This is a genomic window from Nibribacter koreensis (assembly GCF_039541795.1).
GTDB classification, from domain to species: Bacteria; Bacteroidota; Bacteroidia; order Cytophagales; family Hymenobacteraceae; genus Nibribacter; species Nibribacter koreensis.
The window spans coordinates 397960-416215 of record NZ_BAABGX010000001.1 but is presented as its reverse complement, the minus strand read 5'-3'; the positions used below and the strand labels follow the sequence as shown (position 1 = coordinate 416215).

Sequence of the window (18256 nt, the reverse complement as noted above, 5' to 3'; positions counted from 1 at the left end):
CCTGAGATTTGACGGCCCTAACCTGCCCCCTCGTTTTTTTATTTAGGCGGCAAGTCTTAATTTTACAACCTATACTGACGTAGAAACCACTTAACATGCGTACTATACAATTCAGAGAAGCATTGCGTGAAGCAATGTCAGAGGAAATGCGCCGCGACCCAAAGGTGTTCCTGATGGGCGAGGAAGTAGCCCAATACAACGGTGCCTATAAAGTAAGCCAAGGCATGCTGGACGAGTTCGGGCCGGAGCGCGTGATTGACACGCCTATTGCCGAGCTGGGCTTTGCCGGTATTGGCGTGGGCGCTTCTATGAACGGACTACGTCCGATTGTAGAGTTCATGACCTTCAACTTCTCCTTGGTAGCCATTGACCAGGTGATCAACTCTGCTGCTAAGATGATGTCCATGTCGGGTGGTCAGTACTCTTGCCCAATGGTGTTTAGAGGCCCTACCGGTAGCGCAGGTATGTTGTCCAGCCAGCACTCTCAGAACTTTGAGAACTGGTACGCCAACACCCCAGGCTTGAAAGTGGTGGTTCCTTCTAACCCCTATGACGCCAAAGGCCTTTTAAAGACCGCCATCCGTGACAATGACCCAGTGATCTTCATGGAGTCTGAGCAGATGTACGGTGACAAAGGCGAAGTTCCGGAAGAAGAATACCTTATCCCGATTGGCGTAGCCGATGTAAAGCGCAAAGGCAAGGACGTGACCATTGTTTCCTTCGGGAAGATGATGAAGATTGCCCTGGGAGCCGCTGAAGAACTAGCCAAAGACGGTGTAGAGGCTGAGGTGATTGATTTGCGTTCGGTTCGTCCTATTGACTACAAGTGCATCATTGAATCTGTGAAGCGCACCAACCGCCTGGTAGTAGTAGAAGAGGCTTGGCCGTTGGCGTCTATCTCTTCAGAGATTGCCTTCAACATCCAGCACAACGCCTTTGACTACTTAGACGCTCCAGTAAAACGCGTTACCTGCCGCGACGTTCCGTTGCCGTATGCGCCTACTTTGATTGAAGCATCTCTGCCAAACGTACAGCGCGTAATTGAGGCCGTAAAATCGGTGACGTACGCCAAAGCGTAGGCAAACCCGTATACTAGTGCACAAGAGCCGGCCGTTTTATGATGGGCGGCTCTTGTGCTTTCAGGCGTTTTTTGCCTGATTTTGTCAAAAGACGCCAAAAACGAAACCTATGAAAAGAAATCTCTTGGTGTTTAGCGCCATACTTGGGTTAGCAGCCGCCACCAGTGCCTGCACAGAAACCGCCGACTTGGTGGAGGTTATAAAACCGGTGCCTGCTGACAGCACTGCAAATTTTCCGGCGGGCAAAGTTAAAGTAGACACTACCTTGTTTTTAAAGGTGTATTACCAGCCAAGCAATGGTTGTGGTAGGTTTGCCATGAGAGATTCTAGCACGGTGCCGGAACCTAATAAGCCTAACACCACCATCACCACCATCAAAATATACGCAGCGTACCCAGAAGAAGGACAGGACGTTGTGTGCACGGCCCAAGCCCGCCGGAGCATATACACCATTAACTTCAAGCCTACCACGGTGGGCAAGCACGTCTTCAGGTTTTGGAAAAGTGATACTGAGGTGGTAGCAGATACCGTGGAAGTGATAGCCCGTTAAACCATTGGCTTTAAAATTCCCTTACTGAAGGCATAAGTAATCAAAGAGGCTGTGTTTTTGGTCTGGGTTTTCTCCAGCAGGTTCTGACGGTGGGTTTCTATGGTGCGTTTGCTGGTGAATAGTTTCTCTGCAATCTCACTATTGGTAAGACCGTCTGCAATTAAATTCAGGACTTCTAGCTCGCGCTTTGACAAGTCTGCCCCTGAGTCTTGGGACTGTTGTTCCTGTGACTTGGGCGCCTCCAGGCTACAGTACTTGTGCAGTAAGTTTAAGGCAATTTCTGTGCTTATGTAGGCACCGCCGTTGGCTACGGTCTTGATGGCATGCGCCAGTTCGCGTTTGCCTACGCTCTTTAAAAGATACCCGTTGGCACCGGCCTTGAGCATCTGCATGATGTAATGCTCATGGTCCATCATGGTCAGGGCTAATACTTGGGTGGTGGGCATCAGGGACTTTACCTGAGTGGCTGTCTCAAAGCCATCCATGCCCGGCATTTTAATGTCCAGCACTACCACGTCTGCGGGGGTAGAGGGCAACAAGAACAGCAGTTCTTCCCCGCTGGACGCCTCCCCTATCACTTGTATGTCCAGATCATCCTGCAAGAGTGCTTTTATGCCGTCCCGTATAATGGTATGATCATCGGTGAGAATTACTTTGTACTTGGTTTTCATTAAATATTATATACAAATGAACAACCGACATTGTAGGGGGCAACAACGGCTTTTATATCTAAACAGCCCTATATTATAGATAATCTCTACCATCCGCAAATTGTATATTTTTAAGATAAAGTTTCTAAATCCCTCCTCCCCGTTGGCTTCCTTATAGATACTTAAGAATCACCATGTTACATGGCATCAAAAAGGCATCAAAGGATGGCTACGTATTTATACCTATCTAAAATTAAGTATTCTATCAATCAATTGATTTCCATGAGCCCCCTATATTAGCTTTTGAAAAACTAAATAAAGGAAACCATACGGCTATGCCCCTTCTAGGCCTCTTGTAGGCGGGGGCTTAGGTAATTTTGCATTATGCTGGTGATTTTGTACAACGAAGAGCAGGATTTTTTGACAGTCACCTTGCAAGGATTTCTGGTTGCCAAAACCACCCCTCTCTTTGAAGAGGCATTAGAGAAAGCCAGCATTTGTGGCAAAAGGCACATTGTCTTTCAATGCGCACAACTCTCTACCTTCTCCAGTAAAGGAATAGGTATGCTGATGGCCTATCTCCCATATTTTGAGGATAGAAAGATTTCGCTCACGCTGGCAGACCTTTGCCCAGATATTTTTTACGTTTTGCAGATGCTGGGCCTTGACCGGTATATGCAGCTACTTGTCCGGGAAACGACAGACCCCTCAAATTTAGACTAAGTCCCTACTTTTTTAAGGGAAGCAGGATGTGATTCTTGGTTCCTTTGCCCGGCTGAGAAATGACGGACCAGGTACCCCGCTGGGCGTTCACCCTGTTTTGAATTGTGACCAAACCTGTGCCGCTTTTCTTAGGGCGTGACGCGTGCACATAGCCTAGGCCGTCATCCTCTACCAATACCTCCAGCATCTTGCCGTTTCTTTGTAAGTGAATGGCCACCTGCTTAGCCTGAGCATGTTTAATGGCGTTGTTAAGCAGTTCTTGAACAATCCGGTACAGGCAGATTTCTAGTTTGGAAGAAAGGCGTTTGTCCCCCACCTCTACAGACACCCTCACTTGGACGGTTGCCGGCGCAATTTTAAGGGCAAGTTCTTCCAGAGCCACGGCCAAACCAAAATCCTGAAGCAGGGAGGGCATTAGCTCAAACGCTATCCGCTTGGTGTCTTTGATGGCCTCTGTCACCATACCTTCTATCTGCTCCAAAAACTGCTGATGCTTTTTAGTAAGTTTCTGGGAGGCCAGGTACTGTTTTAGTTGCATGCCGGTGCCATAGAGCAATTGCCCCAGGTTGTTGTGCAGGGTTTCGGCCATGCGTTTTTTCTCTTCTTCCTGGGTTTGCAGCACGGCCTGTAGAACGGCCAGTTGCTTTTCTTGAGCGGCTAGCGCATTCTTTCTCTCCAGCTGGAATTGCTCCGTCACGTTCTGGATGTGCCCTACGCCGCCCGTAACGGCACCTTGGTTGGAAAGAAGGGGCCTAACATAAATATTAAGGACCCGCTTCCCGTCTTTGCTCACGTGGTTCATCATTTGCAAGGTTTCTCCCTGCAAGACCCTGGCCAGTTGAGCGACAATGGGAGAGGAACGATAGTCTGGGTAAAAGTCAAAGGCAGATTTGCCTATAATGTCTTGCGCCGCTATGCCAGACAGGTTTTCCATGGAGGGGTTCCAGGAGGTGATGAGAAGGTCATGCCCCACAAACGTGAAAATAGACACCGGACTGTTGCTCAGGATAGTTTGCGCCAGCGTCTGCGCCTCCTGCAGCAACTGGTCTTTTCTTTGCGCCTCTTCTTCAGCCAATACTTGCTGCGTCACTTCATGCAGAATGCACATGGCACCCACCGTTTCTTGCCGGCCGTCTTGCAAGGGAAACAGATACCCGTCATGAAACCGCTCTGCATGATGCGCCGGTCGGCGCTTTACTTGAAAGTATTCGCCTTTAAGGGCCTCTTGAAAAAATGCATACTCTGTGGTAGTCTCAAAATAGGGAAACACCTCGGTTACTCTTCTGCCCACTACCTGGTCTCTGGGTTTGCCGGTCAGGTCTTCCATGTACGGGTTCCAGAGGGTGTACCGCATCTCCTGGTCAAACGCAAACAACCCGTCAATGCTGTGCCGCACAAACGCCGAGTGGTGAAGCAACGCCTCCTCTTGGGTATAGGATTCAGGGGCGGCTTGGGCTGATTTTCGTTTTGAGTTCTTCTTTGAATGCTGGTTGTCTAGAAAGGAAAGAAGATAATAATACGGGCTATCTACCGGATGCGCAATAATGGAAACTGTACAAGTAGACGTCCCCTTAGAAGAGATGCCGGTCAGTTGCACTTCGCTTTTTCCCTGTGGGCTTACGTGAAGAATTGCCTCTTGCAGTTGCTGACCATGACCTCCTGGTAAAAGAGCAAACACCGTTTCGCCGGTTTTCTGTTTTGCGGGCCAGCCAAATTCCTTCTGGGCCGCCATGTTGCTGTACACCAGTTGGCCCGTCTGCTCCACCAAGACAGTTGGGGTAGGTACGTTGTCTAAGAAACTGACCGGAATGGGTATAGTGGCTGGCACTGTCATGCTATCTCTTTAAGAATTTTGGGATTCTAAAAGGGTAATACCATGGGGCACCAATAGGTAAGCGTTTTTGGCCTGTTTTTATGAAAATACCCCAAAAACGCTTACTTCAAACTCAACCGGGCCAGATAATGACTGTCCTCTTCCTCACGTATCAGTTCTACCTCAAAGCCGGCCTCTTCTGCGTACTGCTGCAAGACACCAACGTCTACAAACAACCAGGGAAAGGGTTCCGTCTGCTCTTTTTTGTACTGCATGACATAGGTGAGTTCACCGTAGTAGCTTCCGTTTAAATTTACAAGAACAGAACCGTCTTCTTCTTCATAGAGGTACAAAATATCTGAAGACTCCAGCAGAACCTGCCCACCCGGGGCCAACCAGTTTTTACAGGTTTGCAAAAATTGAGGCAAACGGTCCAGAGTTCCCGCCAACCCTATGCCGTTCATGAGCAACAGCAGCGTGTCAAAAGGCTTCGGGTCAAGGGTGTAAAAATCACCGCACATCACGTTTTCTACCCCACGGGCTTTCATCACGTCACAGGCTTTTTCAGAAATCTCGAGAGCCGTCACAGACAAACCCTTCTGCTGCAGCACCAAAGCATGAGAGCCTGCCCCTGCCCCTACGTCTAATACCTTTCCCCTGCACAGGGACAAGGCCTCCTGCTCTCTTTCGGGCATTTCTTCTTCTGACCTGAACAAATAATTGATGGGCATGACGTCTGGGTCTGCCTGGTCAGAGAAAACCTTCACCTGGGCCCTTTTAGCACCATGCCAGAAATCTGCAATGGCACTGCCCAAAGGGTCTATAACAGAAGAAAAAGGAGAAGTCATAAGCTAGAGTTGTGTGATACGCAAAAGTACACTGTATCTGCGCCATGTTATAATCCTGCCAAGCAAATACTTGCTTCCCTTTTTAACCAAGATTGGCAAAGCGTTTTTGGCCTATTTTCTAGAAAACAAGTCAAAAACGAATAAAACTGTTTTTTTACCTTTGGCTTATATTTCAAAAAAGTTAGCGAATTGAACCGGCAAAATGGCCCATTCATCGAAATCTGCTTTTTATCTTCTGGTAGAAGCTAGATTTTTATATTTCAGGGGATGTGGAGATGGCCTAACAAGGTAATGAGAATATAGTTTTTGCACACGGCCGTTTTTTCTTGCTCTTTCCACCAGGGCTAGCAAAGAAACCGGCGGCCAAACCAGAAACTAGGTCTTTCAATACGGCAACTATAGCCAGGGGCTGCACTTTGATTGATTTATTTTCCCTGAGCCAGTGAATGATAAAAGGTATACGTCTGTTGTACAGGATTGAAATATAGCTAATTGAAAACTACTACCATCTCTCAACTCCTGCGCTCTGGCATATCACGCATGAAACTTATCACCACCATCCATTTAGGCATAGGGTTTATTCTGCTCATGTTCTGCATAGTGACGCTGGGATATGTGCAGCAGACCAGGCAGGTACGCGCAGACATCAATGAGGTATTGTATTCTTCTAACATCATTAAGCAGTCTGAAAGCGCCCAAAAGCAGCTAATAGACATGGAGACTGGTTTTAGGGGCTATTTATTGACCGGTGAGGAAGGCTTTTTGGAACCGTATACCAGAGGGCAAAAGGATTTTTTTGTCTCATTGGCTACTTTAGACACGCTCACCAAGGCATATCCTACCCAGAACCAGTTGGTGCATACCATCAGCAAAGAGGCAAGCGTTTGGATTACCACGTTTACAGAACCACTCAGGATAGCCCGGGGCGAAGCTAAAAACAGCCCTGCCGCCAAAGCCAGGTATGACTCTCTTTTCAATGCCACGGCACAACGCGCGGTGGGCAAGAAAATCATAGACGGCATCCGCCAAAAATTCTCCACCATTGAGCAGGAGGAAGAGGTAGCCAAGCAGATGCGCGTGGCAGAGTTGAATGGCTCTTTTGCCAGGACCAATTACATTGCCATTGGCTTGACCTTAATTGCCATCATAGCCGGCGTGCTCATCTCTTTCATGATAGGCAAAAGCATCAGCCGCAGGTTTGTCAAAATGACTGCCCTGGCCAACAGCATTGCCAACGGAAACTACAAAGTGGCTTTGGTGGATGACCGCAAGGATGAGATTAGTAGTCTTACCAGGTCTTTGAATAAAATGGCCGCCAAGCTGCAAGACAGTTTTGCCCACCTTACCAAGGTAAACAAAGAGCTGGATCAGTTTGCTTACGTGGTCTCCCATGACCTGAAGGCTCCGCTGCGCGCCATCAACAACTTAGCCGAGTGGATCTCTGAGGACCTCACGGAGAAGGACCCCGACATTCTTCAAAACCTATCCATGATGCGTGGACGCGTACACCGCATGGAAAACCTTATCAACGGTATTCTGGACTACAGCCGCGTAGGCAGAAAAGAGCTTCCTAGCACGCATTTCTCTGTGGAAGAACTGTTAAAAGAGACTGTAGAAAACCTGTCACCGCCTGCAGGATTTACCATCAAGGCCACCACTCCCCTGCCCAACCTATTCACTGAGCGCACGCTGTTCTACCAGGTTCTCGCCAACCTGCTGAGTAATGCCTTTAAATACCACCATAAAACAGAGGGTACCATACAGGTACGGTGTCTGGAACTGTCAGACTTTTACCAGTTTGAGATAGAGGATGACGGGCCGGGCATCCCGCAGGAGTACCATAAGAAGGTGTTTGGCATTTTCCAGACCATGGAGGCGCGTGACGTAAAAGAAAGCACTGGCGTGGGGCTGGCCATCGTCAAGAAAATCATTGAAGAAAAAGACGGCGAGATTTGGATTGAATCTGTGAAGGGAAACGGCTCTATCTTTAAGTTTACCTGGCCTAAAGAAAAAGCCTTTGCGGCTTTAGAAGAAGAAGAGGAAGCGCATTACCAAGAAGCATTATGAACCAAGAGCTAGAACAATCCTCTTGCCAAGAACAGCTTGCCCGCTTAAAGCAGGAGTATGAAGAGTTTGCCTACATAGTCTCTCATGACCTAAAGGCTCCCCTGCGCGCCATCTGCAACCTGTCTGGCTGGATTAGCGAAGACCTTGACCAAAACATTGACCCAGACATAGCCCATAACATCAAGCTTCTCCAGAACCGCGCAGAGCGTATGGAAAGGATGATCAACGCCGTCCTCTCCTTCTCACGGGTAAACAGAATGGAACTGGACATACGCCCCGTTGACACAGGGGCCGTAGCACGAGAAGTTGCCGCCCCGTTCATGCAAAGCCATGGTTTACGGCTCACCCTAGAGGATATGCCATCGCTTACCACGTATGGTAAGAAATTTGAGACCGTGCTGGCCAAGCTATTACAGAACGCCGTTACGTTTAATGACGCAGAAGTGCCAGAAGTCCACCTCACGGCCACAGACCAAGGCGCTTATTACACGTTTAAGGTAACCGACAACGGCATTGGCATTAGCGAGGACGCCAAGCATAAAGTGTTCAATCTATTTTACACCGTACAACCCAAGGACGAGGAAGAGAACCTGGGCGCTGGCCTTACCATTGTCAGAAAAATAGTGCAATTTGTGGGAGGAACCATTGAGGCTCAGTCCAACGCAGGCAAAGGCACCACGTTTCAGTTTACCTGGCCCAAGCATATTGTATAAAGCATTAGATATACCTAGTAACGTAAGACATCATGGAAGAGAAAGTAGTGAATATATTATTGGTGGAGGATGATGAGGTAGATATCATGAATGTGCAACGCGCCTTCAAAAAGAACAACATCAACAATCCCTTGCACATAGCACACAACGGCATTGAGGCCCTGGACCTGCTACGCTCTGGCTCCATTCCCATGCCGCCCATCATCATCCTGGACATTAACATGCCCAAGATGAATGGCATTGAATTCTTGCAGGAACTGCGGCAGGACCCTGAACTCAACAGAATAAGCGTCTTTGTGATGACCACCTCCAATGAGGACAGTGACAAGATTAACGCCTACAACTTGAACGTGGCGGGGTATATCTTAAAGCCGTTGTCCTTTGAGAAGTTCATCTCGGCGGTGGCCACCCTTGACCGGTACTGGAAACTTTGCGAGCGCCCGTAAGGCCCGCTCACTTAAACTGGCCCCTTATTTAGAACTCCAAGCCTTTTAACCACAGCATTTTGAATAGTAAGAACTCGGCCATTCTGTTGGTAGAAGATGACCCACTGGATGTAGAAAACATACGAAGAGCGTTCAAGTGCCTTGGTATGGAGAACAAGATATACGTGGCTAGCAACGGAGACATTGCTCTGGACATGTTGATGGGCACTTCTCTGGACGCGCCATCTCCAGTTCCGCAGATTATTATCCTAGATTTAAACCTGCCCGGCAAGAGCGGTCTGGAGGTATTAAAAGCCATCAGGGAAGATGCGTCTTTGCGGGCGTGCAGTGTGTTTGTCATGACCTCATCGCAAGATGAAAAGGACGTCCTGAACGCTTATAACCTCAATGTGGCCGGATACATTGTCAAGCCCTTACAGTATGGGTCGTTCACTGAGACGGTGGCTACCCTCAACTCCTTCTGGGAGCTGATAGAACTGCCCAATTAATTGTATTTGCCTCCATGGAGCCTCAAGTCAGACTATTAGTTGTAGATGATGATGAAGTAGACCGCATGATCATCAAGCGGTCTTTGCGTACGGCCAACGTAGACGCAGAGGTACATAACGCCGCCAAAGGCGCAGAGGCCTTGCAAGCCCTGGCTCAAAAGCAGTTTGATTTTATCTTCATTGACTTCATGTTGCCCGACATGAACGGCTTGGAGCTATTGCAGATCATTCGCGAAAGAGGCATTACCACCCCGGTGCAGATTGTGACCTCACAAGGCGACGAACGCATAGCCGTAGAGGCCATGAAGACCGGAGCCTCAGACTACCTGCCCAAAACGCTGCTAACCCCAGAGGGGATCTCCCAGAGCATCAGAAGCGCCATTAGGCTGCACCGCATTGAACAAGACCGCCTAAGAACCGAACAAGAACTAAGGCACACCCAGGAACAGCTAGAAACCGTTATTTCTGGAGCCCCCATCATCCTTTGGGCCATAGACACGGCGGGCACGTACTCCATGTGCCGCGGCAACGGGCTTTCCTTGATTGGCCTTCAACAAGATGAACTGGTAGGTGCTTCTGCCTTTGAAGTGTTCAAAGAATTCTCCAGCGTCATGGCCTGCATGCGCCGGGCCTTAGGTGGCCACTCTTGCAAGTGCACCATCCAGATGCAGCAAGTTTGGTTTGACTGCCTGTTTCTGCCCATGAGAGACCAGGACCAGGTGGTGGGAGTCATAGGCGTTTGTTATGACATCACGGAGCGCATTGCCATTGAGCAGGAATTAAAAAACGCCAAGGATGCCGCCTTGGGAGTAGCCCGCGTCAAAGAACAGTTTCTGGCCAACATGAGCCATGAGATTAGAACGCCCATGAACGGGATTCTTGGATTAACCGAACTACTCTGGAATACCCGGCTGGATGACAGGCAGCGCGAATTCCTGCAGGCCATCAACACGTCTGCCAACAACCTCATGGTCATCATCAATGACCTCCTGGATTTTTCTAAAATTGAGGCTGGCAAGATCACTCTTGAGTCCATTCCTTTTGACTTGAGACCCTTAATTAAGCAATTGCTGGCCATCCTAGAAATCAAAGCCAAGGAGAGAAACAACTCCCTCAAGTTTTTCTTGGACAGTGACATTCCAGACATTGTGCAGGGAGACCCGGTACGGTTAAGCCAAATCTTAAACAACCTCATTGGCAACGCCTTAAAATTCACTGAAAACGGTAGTGTCAAACTTAGCATAGAGGTGATGGCCCAGGAAGCCGAACGGGTATTTATTGAATTCACCGTCTCAGACACGGGCATTGGCATACAAGAAGAAAAGCTTACTACCATCTTTGACAAGTTCACGCAAGGCAGTAATGATACCACGCGCCGGTTTGGCGGCACCGGCCTGGGACTGTCCATTGCCAAAGAATTGGTAGAGGTACAAGGCGGAAAGATTGCCGTAGAAAGCGTGATGGGCCAAGGGAGCACATTCAAGGTAGTCATCCCCTTCCTGAAAACAGATGCGGCGCTCCCCTCAAACGGAACTCTTCTTCCAGAGGCAGACAACCATTTAGAGAAACTGGCTGGAGCACGCGTACTATTGGCCGAAGACAACCCCATTAACCAATTGCTTGTCAAGCGGCTTTTAGAAGACCGCCACATGTCCTATCAAGTGGCCAATAATGGCAGAGAAGCTTTGGACTTGCTGACAGCCCATGACTTTGACTTGGTGCTCATGGACATGCAGATGCCTGAAATGGACGGTTATGAGGCCATGCAACACATCAGGCAGGAGATGGGCGCTAAAAGCACCATTCCCATCATTGCCCTCACCGCTCACGCCACCCAAGGCGAAGCCACCAAATGCATCATGGCCGGCGCAAATTCATTTGTGTCTAAACCCTTTAAGGCGCAGATACTGCTAAAAGAGATGGCCTCCTATTTAAGCCATAAGACAAATCCAATCCCTGACGCATCTATTCCAGCAGAGCCTCATAAAAACCTTGCGATGGAGACGGAGCGCGATGGCCTGGATCTCTCCTATTTGAATCAGTTTGCCGAGGGCAACCTGGGTTTCATGCTTGAGATCATCCACATCTTTTTAGAGCAGACGCCGGCACAACTGGCAGAAATGCAAGAAGCCGGTGCCCGCTCAGACTGGAAGACGGTGAGCGCACTTTCTCATAAAATGAAGTCTTCCTTGGCTTTGATTGGGATAGACCAACTGCAAGAACTTAACGGGCAGATAGAATATGCGTCCTTACACCGGGTAGACACCCAGGGCTTGCAAGACCTGATCCAAGCCTTTTCTCAAATGGTCCATAGTGTAATCAAGCAGTTGCAGGTAGAAGCGCAACGCCTGAAACTAAGCATGAAAGATGGCAAAAATATTGGTGATTGAAGATGAGCAAATGATGCTCAAAGCATTAGAGTTCAGGCTGAAAAAAGATGGGCACCAAGTGCTGGTTGCCTCTAACGGCAAAGAGGCTATGACTACCATTGAGTCTAACCAGTTAGACCTTATCCTAACGGATATCATGTTACCCTTCGCGTCTGGCTTGGAGATTATCAATTATTCTAAGAACATTTTAAACCGGCCCACTGCCATTATCATTTTGTCTGCGGTGGGCTTAGAGAAAACGGTCTTAGAAGCCTTTGAACTGGGTGCAGATGATTTTATCACGAAACCATTTAGCCCCAATGAACTATCTGTCAGGGTAAAGAAGATTCTACTCAGAACTAAATCATAGATCAGCCCCACCGTTTTTAGGCTATTTCTCAGTAAATAAGCCAAAAACGATTGAATGCCATGTTTCATTAACATCCCCCTTTATTCTTCTAATGATTAAAACGTTACTGTTAAAGAAAGCTTGTTTGCTGCCTTGCCTCCTGCTGGTCATCCAGGCAGTGAATGGCCAGCCTGCGCCTTCTTCACAGTCCAGCTCCTTACCTCTGCCATCCTTTAAGGTAGTACCGGAATCTAATGAGATTCTACTGCCTGAGGCAATGACGCCTGCTGTTATATCACCAGTGCCGGGGGTGGTCTTTCCGCAGCCAACCCCACAAATTATTGAGCTTAGCACTACCTCCTTAGAATCTGGACTAAACGGTGCAACAGAAGCTAAGGCACTTGAGAAGCCACGTTTCCAATACCCTACCCTGGCAGAAAGAAAACATAAAATCACGGAAGGGCTCAACCGCTTAAACCCGCTCACGCCTTATCAAGAATGGGAAGAAGTACAGGTACGGCATAAAATCCTTCTCCTTTTTATAGCCGTTTTCTCAGCGCTGACGGTAGCCATGCTGGTGGCCGTTTTATCCAGCCGGTTTTACAAACTGGGAGTGCAGGCCAGAACAGAGAAATTAAAGAAACGCTTTGAACTACTCTTGATGCACGTCCTGTTCTTTGAGGATGCCAAGCCAACCGTAGATTGGGACCAAGATAAAATAGTCCAGCACTTTAAAAAGAACTACCTCAAGAGCACCTTTAAACGAAAAATTCTCATTGCTGAGATTCTGGATCTGAACAAAAACTTCACCGGGCAGTTTGCCGAGAACCTACGCTTGCTCTTCCTGTACCTTAATCTTGAGAAAGACTCGTTTGCGCTATTGAAAAGCTCACAGTGGAACCTAAAGGCCCAGGGCATTTGTGAATTGGCGCAGATGCTGGTCTATGAGGCGGCGCCCTATATTAAAAAGCTCATCAACCATCCCAATGACTTGGTCCGAATGGAGTCACACATTGCGCTGGTGAAGCTGGACAAACGCAGGGGTATGGCCTTTCTGCCGCATTTGCACCGGTCCTTCACGCAATGGCAGCAGTTGAACCTGCAGCACGCCCTTTCCAAACTTGACCGCGAAGACATTCCAGACTTCAGTGAATATCTGGGATCTTCTAATGTTCAAGTGGTGGAGTTCAGCTTAAAAATGATTGGCATTTACAACCAGGTGGACGCCTTGCCAGCCGTGGAGCAGTTGCTTAAGCACCCAGAGGAACGCGTAAGGCTTACCACCATTGAAACCATACAGCAGCTAGATGCCGCGCATGCGGTACCGGCCTTGATGGCGTATTTTCCGGCGGCTAACAAAGTTAACCAAGTAGCCATCTTGCGGGCAATAGCCAGTTTGGGCGGCGCACCCGTTGAGTTCTTTACAGAGCAGCTTCTCTCAGGTGACCATGCCCTAAGAGTGGTAGCCGCCAAAGCCCTGCATGATGCTCAACAACTAGAGGCTTTTCAAATGATGCAAGCCAAGGTGATGGACGCCCAGCTGCAGCAGATCATCAGACACGCCCTGGATCACAGAAACTAGCATGCATTTCTTGATAGAGCTCCTTTCTGACTTCTTCAGCTACGGCATCTTGGTGTATGCCATCACCCTGGCGGGGTCTTACCTTTTTCTGGCAGCCGTTTCTGGCCTGGAGATGGTGTATTACAAGCGCAAGAACAGTTTTGCAGAATACCGCGCCATTTTAACGTCACCGCTGGCCCCGTCTGTGAGCCTGATTGCCCCGGCCTACAATGAAGGCCTGACCATTGTAGACAACGTGCGCTCCCTCCTGTCTCTGCACTATTCCAACTTTGAGGTCATCATTGTCAACGACGGCAGCAAAGATGACACATTGCAAAAGATGATTGACGTCTATGAACTGGAGAAGGTGGAGTTTGCCGTGCATGAACGCCTGGCCACTAAGCCTATTAGAGGCGTTTACAAGTCCACTAACAACGCGTACAGCAAACTGGTGGTGGTAGACAAGGTGAACGGCGGCAAAGCCGACGCGCTCAACGTAGGCATCAACGTATCTGCCCAAAGGCTCATTACCTGCATTGACGTGGACTGCGTGCTAGACCAAAACTCCATTCTTAAGATGGTCAAGCCTTTCATTGAAACGGAGCATCCTACCATTGCCACCGGCGGCGTCATCAGAATAGCCAACAGCTGTGAGATTGAGGATGGCCGTTTAGTAAAAGTACACGCCCCCGAAAGTTTCTTGGCCAGAATTCAGGTATTGGAATACACAAGAGCCTTTTTGCTGGGCCGCATGGGCTGGAGCCGCATAGATGGGCTGTTGCTCATTTCTGGGGCCTTCGGGCTGTTTGACAAAGAAGTGGTCATTGCCGCCGGTGGCTATAACCACAACACCGTAGGCGAGGACATGGAACTCATAGTGCGCATGCGCCGCTACATGAAGGAGCGAAAGCTGAAATACCACGTGCACTTCATCCCTGACCCTTTGTGCTGGACCGAGGCGCCGGCCTCGCTTAAGATCCTGGGACGCCAGCGCAACCGTTGGACCCGCGGCACCATTGAGACGCTCCTATACCATAAGAAGATGTTCTTCAACCCGCGCTACGGGGTGCTGGGCTTGGTGAGCTATCCGTATTGGTTTTTCTTTGAGTGGCTAGCACCCTTAATTGAGGCAGGAGGCCTCTTGTACCTGTTGTTGGCGGCCATTATGGGCTGGCTCAACTGGCCGTTTTTTCTGCTGCTGTTAGTTAGCGTGTACACGTTTGCCGTCATGGTTTCTTTTATGGCCATTCTCTTTGACGAACTCTCTTATTACCAGTATTCAGACCGAAAGGACATTTTCAAACTCATGGGCACCGCCTTGCTAGAACCTTTTGTCTATCACCCCATGACGGTGCGCTGGGCCTTACTGGGTAACCGCGACATGATTACCGGCAAAAAGAGCTGGGGCGAAATGACCCGCACTGGCTTCGCCGCCAAGAAAGCCGCGTAGGATTGGAGAACTCTTGATTTTGGCTTGTTTTGCGGAAATCAGGTCAAAAACGTACCTTTTGCCAAATATTCAGGTACTCCTATGCAAACCGCATTACAGGCCAAGTTTGACCGCCTAGAACAACAACGCCAAGCCTACACCACCCAACTCAATTCTCTTACCTCTTTGCAACAAGCAGAGAAACCCGCAGAAGACCAATGGTCGGCGGCGCAGTTGTATTATCACCTCTGGCAAGTAGAGCAAACCGTTCTACAATCCATCAAAGACAATATGGCCAGTGGCCGGGTGCACAAGTCCAACTCCTTTAACACCAGGTACCGCTCTTTTCTGCTCAACCTCTTTCTATCTCTGCCAATAAAGTTTAAAGTGCCCAAGATGATTGGCGAAATGCCGGTTTCCGTGAACGCCCAAGAGGTAGAACAGAAATGGCAGGAAACCCGCAACGCCTGGCACCAGCTTCTAACTGAATTCCCTGCCCATTTATTAAACAAGGAGATATTCAAACACCCGCGCGCCGGCGTCATTACCATTCATCAGACCCTGGACTTTTTAATTGAGCACGCAGATCATCATAAAAAGCAAATGAAACGGCTGGTGGCGTAATTGTTGGCAAAGGACATCACTGCAGGCTTTTCTTGCGTACGGTGTGGTATGAACCAGGAAGAGAACATGCCTACGGCAGGCTTCATGCGCGAAGCTATTCATTTATCCATAGAAAAGATGAAAGAAGGAAAAGGCGGCCCGTTTGGGGCGGTAATTGTCAAGAACGGAGAAATCATTGCCAGAGGCTACAACAACGTCACCTCCAGCAATGACCCCACTGCCCATGCTGAGGTGGACGCCATCCGGAAAGCCTGCCAAGCCTTAGGCACCTTTCAGTTGACCGGTTGCGAACTCTACACCAGCTGCGAGCCTTGCCCCATGTGCTTGGGCGCCATCTACTGGGCCCGCCCCGACCGCGTTTTCTACGGCAACACCAAGGCAGACGCCGCCGCCATCGGCTTTGACGACGCTTTTATTTATGAAGAGATTGAATTGCCCCTCCACCAGCGCACCATTCCTATGCAACAATTTCTGCGAGAGGAAGCCTTAGAAGGATTTAAAGAATGGGAAAAACACGAAGGCCGGATTGATTATTGATTGTTAATTGCTGGTTGACTCAAACAGAAGATAGCATCCCTCAACTTTCGCTCAGAATCAATCTATTTGCATGACCTTTCCGTTTTTGGTCTATTTCTGCCAAAACAGGCCAAAAACGAAAAAGCCAGCTCTGTCGGATTTATTAATCCGAAAGTTATCTGTCGAGGATTTACCAATCACCGTTTCCTGATTTCCCATACGTTCACAAAGGGGATTGATAAATCCCCGACAGATAGATTCGGGATTGGTAAATCCCGAATAGCAAAGGTAGAGCTAGTTGAAGAGAAAGAGCTAGTAAAAACCCAATGGCTAGGATATGATTACAACCATAAAAGCCGGATGTTGAAAACTTCCATCATACTACTCACATTTTATAAACTTGCGGGAGAAAGGGGGAGACATGAGCATGTCTGATCATCAAAGCGTGCGGACGCTTGCGCCATGAATCGCCTCGGCATAAAGTTTCCAAATCGTTTTTGGCCTCTTTCCACCAAAACAGGCCAAAAACGAAGAAGCCCGAACCAACCGGTCCGGGCTTCTTTTATATTAACAATTAGCAATTGACAATCAACAATTATCTGCGTCCCATCATGCTGCCCAGTTTGGCAAGACCTCCTTTGGTACCGGCCATCTTGTTCATGGACTTCATCATTTTCCGCATGTCGTTGAACTGCTTCATCAAGTTATTCACCTGCTGGATGTTGGTGCCAGAACCTTTCGCGATGCGGTTACGGCGGCTACCAGAAATCATGTCTGGGTTTTGACGCTCTTCCTTGGTCATGGACTTGATGATGGCCTCAATCGGTTTGAAAGCACTTTCGTCAATCTCCACGTCCTTCATCATCTTGCTCACGCCCGGTATCATGCCCACCAGGTCTTTGATATCACCCATGCGCTTGATTTGCTCCAACTGCGACAGGAAGTCGTCAAAGTTGAACTGGTTCTTGCGGATGTTCTTGTTGATACGCTTTGCTTCGTCCTCGTCAAAGGTTTGCTGGGCGCGCTCTACCAAGGAGATAACGTCACCCATACCTAAGATACGCTGGGCCATACGGTCAGGGTAGAACAGGTCAAGGGCCTCCATCTTCTCACCAGTTGAGATGAACTTGATAGGCTTCTCTACCACGGCTCTAATAGAAAGGGCCGCCCCACCGCGTGAGTCACCGTCCAACTTGGTCAAGACCACGCCGTCAAAGTTGATGCGCTCGTTGAACGTCTTGGCGGTGTTGACTGCATCCTGACCCGTCATGGAGTCTACCACAAACAAGGTCTCAGTTGGCTTGATGGCCTCCTTGATGTCGTAGATTTCCTTCATCATGGCCTCATCCACGGCCAGACGACCGGCGGTGTCAATGATGACTACTTTCTTACCGGTTTTCTTGGCATGCTCCACGGCGTTGCGGGCAATAGAAACCGGGTCTTTAGACTCGCGCTCAGCGTAGAACTCCACGCCCACCTGCTCAGCCAAAACGCTCAGCTGGTCAATAGCCGCCGGACGGTACACGTCGCAGGCCGCTACCAGAACACCTTTGCCTTGTTTCTTCAAGAAATTAGAAAGCTTACCTGTGAAGGTGGTCTTACCAGAACCCTGCAAACCGGCGATTAATATGATAGCTGGAGAACCAGTAATGTTGATGTCCTTCTTCTCGCCGCCCATTAGTTCGGTGAGTTCTTCGTGCACAATCTTCACCATCAACTGGCCTGGTGACACGGCAATAAGCACGTCGCGGCCCATGGCCTCGTCCTTGATTTTGTCAGTCACGGTTTTGGCCACCTTGTAGTTCACGTCAGCGTCCACCAGGGCGCGTCTAACTTCTTTGATGGTTTGGGCAACGTTGATTTCAGTGATGCTTCCTTGGCCCTTAAGCGTTTTAAAGGCGCGGTCTAGCTTGGTACTTAAATTCTCAAACATGTGGTTTATATGGCTGAGTTAGGTGATTATCTAGTGTCAGTAACTACAAAAATACGCAGAATTTCGGCAAGTTCACCATCTTTTCAATACAGACGCGT

General features: G+C 48.9%; 17 protein-coding genes. 13 read left to right on the top strand and 4 right to left on the bottom strand.

Annotated elements, in window-relative coordinates; translation table 11 throughout:
* Positions 1 to 95: 95 nt before the first annotated feature.
* Entirely contained in the window at positions 96 to 1079 is a 984-nt protein-coding gene (locus ABD880_RS01750; RefSeq protein ID WP_345161701.1) for a pyruvate dehydrogenase complex E1 component subunit beta, read from the top strand.
* Between the two features lie 109 nt (positions 1080 to 1188).
* Complete coding sequence (locus tag ABD880_RS01745) at positions 1189 to 1629, top strand: hypothetical protein (protein WP_345161699.1); 441 nt, start codon at positions 1189 to 1191, stop codon at positions 1627 to 1629.
* Here the strand turns inward: ABD880_RS01745 and ABD880_RS01740 are convergent.
* Positions 1626 to 2300, bottom strand: coding sequence for a response regulator (locus ABD880_RS01740; protein ID WP_345161697.1), 675 nt, complete (start codon positions 2298 to 2300; stop codon positions 1626 to 1628). The genes ABD880_RS01745 and ABD880_RS01740 overlap by 4 nt on opposite strands.
* Positions 2301 to 2663: 363 nt before the next feature.
* Between ABD880_RS01740 and ABD880_RS19095 the strand changes: the two genes are divergently transcribed.
* Positions 2664 to 3002, top strand: a complete 339-nt coding sequence (locus ABD880_RS19095; RefSeq protein WP_425575818.1) for an STAS domain-containing protein — start codon at positions 2664 to 2666, stop codon at positions 3000 to 3002.
* Between the two features lie 4 nt (positions 3003 to 3006).
* On the opposite strand, the gene ABD880_RS01735 is transcribed toward ABD880_RS19095, so the two are convergent.
* Both ABD880_RS01735 and ABD880_RS01730 read right to left on the bottom strand, forming a co-directional pair.
* On the bottom strand, positions 3007 to 4836 hold the full coding sequence (locus ABD880_RS01735) for a PAS domain-containing sensor histidine kinase (protein ID WP_345161695.1): 1830 nt from the start codon (positions 4834 to 4836) through the stop codon (positions 3007 to 3009).
* A gap of 101 nt (positions 4837 to 4937) precedes the next feature.
* Positions 4938 to 5663, bottom strand: coding sequence for a class I SAM-dependent methyltransferase (locus ABD880_RS01730; protein WP_345161693.1), 726 nt, complete (start codon positions 5661 to 5663; stop codon positions 4938 to 4940).
* Between the two features lie 492 nt (positions 5664 to 6155).
* On the opposite strand from ABD880_RS01730, the gene ABD880_RS01725 reads away from it, so the two are divergent.
* From ABD880_RS01725 to ABD880_RS01680, 10 genes are all read left to right on the top strand, one after another.
* Positions 6156 to 7730, top strand: a complete 1575-nt coding sequence (locus ABD880_RS01725) for a CHASE3 domain-containing protein (protein ID WP_345161691.1) — start codon at positions 6156 to 6158, stop codon at positions 7728 to 7730.
* A complete protein-coding gene (locus ABD880_RS01720; RefSeq protein WP_345161689.1) occupies positions 7727 to 8443 on the top strand; it encodes a sensor histidine kinase in 717 nt (238 codons plus the stop codon). The genes ABD880_RS01725 and ABD880_RS01720 overlap by 4 nt, the downstream gene beginning before the upstream one ends.
* Positions 8444 to 8475: 32 nt before the next feature.
* Positions 8476 to 8889: a response regulator gene (locus tag ABD880_RS01715; RefSeq protein WP_345161687.1), complete on the top strand. Its 414-nt coding sequence runs from the start codon at positions 8476 to 8478 to the stop codon at positions 8887 to 8889.
* Positions 8890 to 8948: 59 nt separating this feature from the next.
* The gene (locus tag ABD880_RS01710) at positions 8949 to 9377 is read left to right on the top strand and encodes a response regulator (protein WP_345161685.1); all 429 of its coding nucleotides are present in this window, start codon (positions 8949 to 8951) and stop codon (positions 9375 to 9377) included.
* A gap of 14 nt (positions 9378 to 9391) precedes the next feature.
* Positions 9392 to 11767, top strand: a complete 2376-nt coding sequence (locus ABD880_RS01705) for a hybrid sensor histidine kinase/response regulator (protein ID WP_345161683.1) — start codon at positions 9392 to 9394, stop codon at positions 11765 to 11767.
* Positions 11745 to 12116: a response regulator transcription factor gene (locus ABD880_RS01700; protein WP_345161681.1), complete on the top strand. Its 372-nt coding sequence runs from the start codon at positions 11745 to 11747 to the stop codon at positions 12114 to 12116. The genes ABD880_RS01705 and ABD880_RS01700 overlap by 23 nt, the downstream gene beginning before the upstream one ends.
* 91 nt (positions 12117 to 12207) lie before the next feature.
* Positions 12208 to 13677: a HEAT repeat domain-containing protein gene (locus ABD880_RS01695; protein ID WP_345161679.1), complete on the top strand. Its 1470-nt coding sequence runs from the start codon at positions 12208 to 12210 to the stop codon at positions 13675 to 13677.
* A 1-nt stretch (position 13678) separates the two neighbouring features.
* Positions 13679 to 15106, top strand: coding sequence for a glycosyltransferase family 2 protein (locus ABD880_RS01690; RefSeq protein WP_345161677.1), 1428 nt, complete (start codon positions 13679 to 13681; stop codon positions 15104 to 15106).
* Positions 15107 to 15187: 81 nt separating this feature from the next.
* Positions 15188 to 15709: a DinB family protein gene (locus ABD880_RS01685; protein ID WP_345161675.1), complete on the top strand. Its 522-nt coding sequence runs from the start codon at positions 15188 to 15190 to the stop codon at positions 15707 to 15709.
* A gap of 48 nt (positions 15710 to 15757) precedes the next feature.
* Complete coding sequence (locus ABD880_RS01680) at positions 15758 to 16246, top strand: nucleoside deaminase (protein WP_345161673.1); 489 nt, start codon at positions 15758 to 15760, stop codon at positions 16244 to 16246.
* A 574-nt stretch (positions 16247 to 16820) separates the two neighbouring features.
* Here ABD880_RS01680 and ffh read toward each other — a convergent pair.
* The gene (ffh, locus tag ABD880_RS01675) at positions 16821 to 18158 is read right to left on the bottom strand and encodes a signal recognition particle protein (protein WP_066510417.1); all 1338 of its coding nucleotides are present in this window, start codon (positions 18156 to 18158) and stop codon (positions 16821 to 16823) included.
* Between the last annotated feature and the right edge of the window lie 98 nt (positions 18159 to 18256).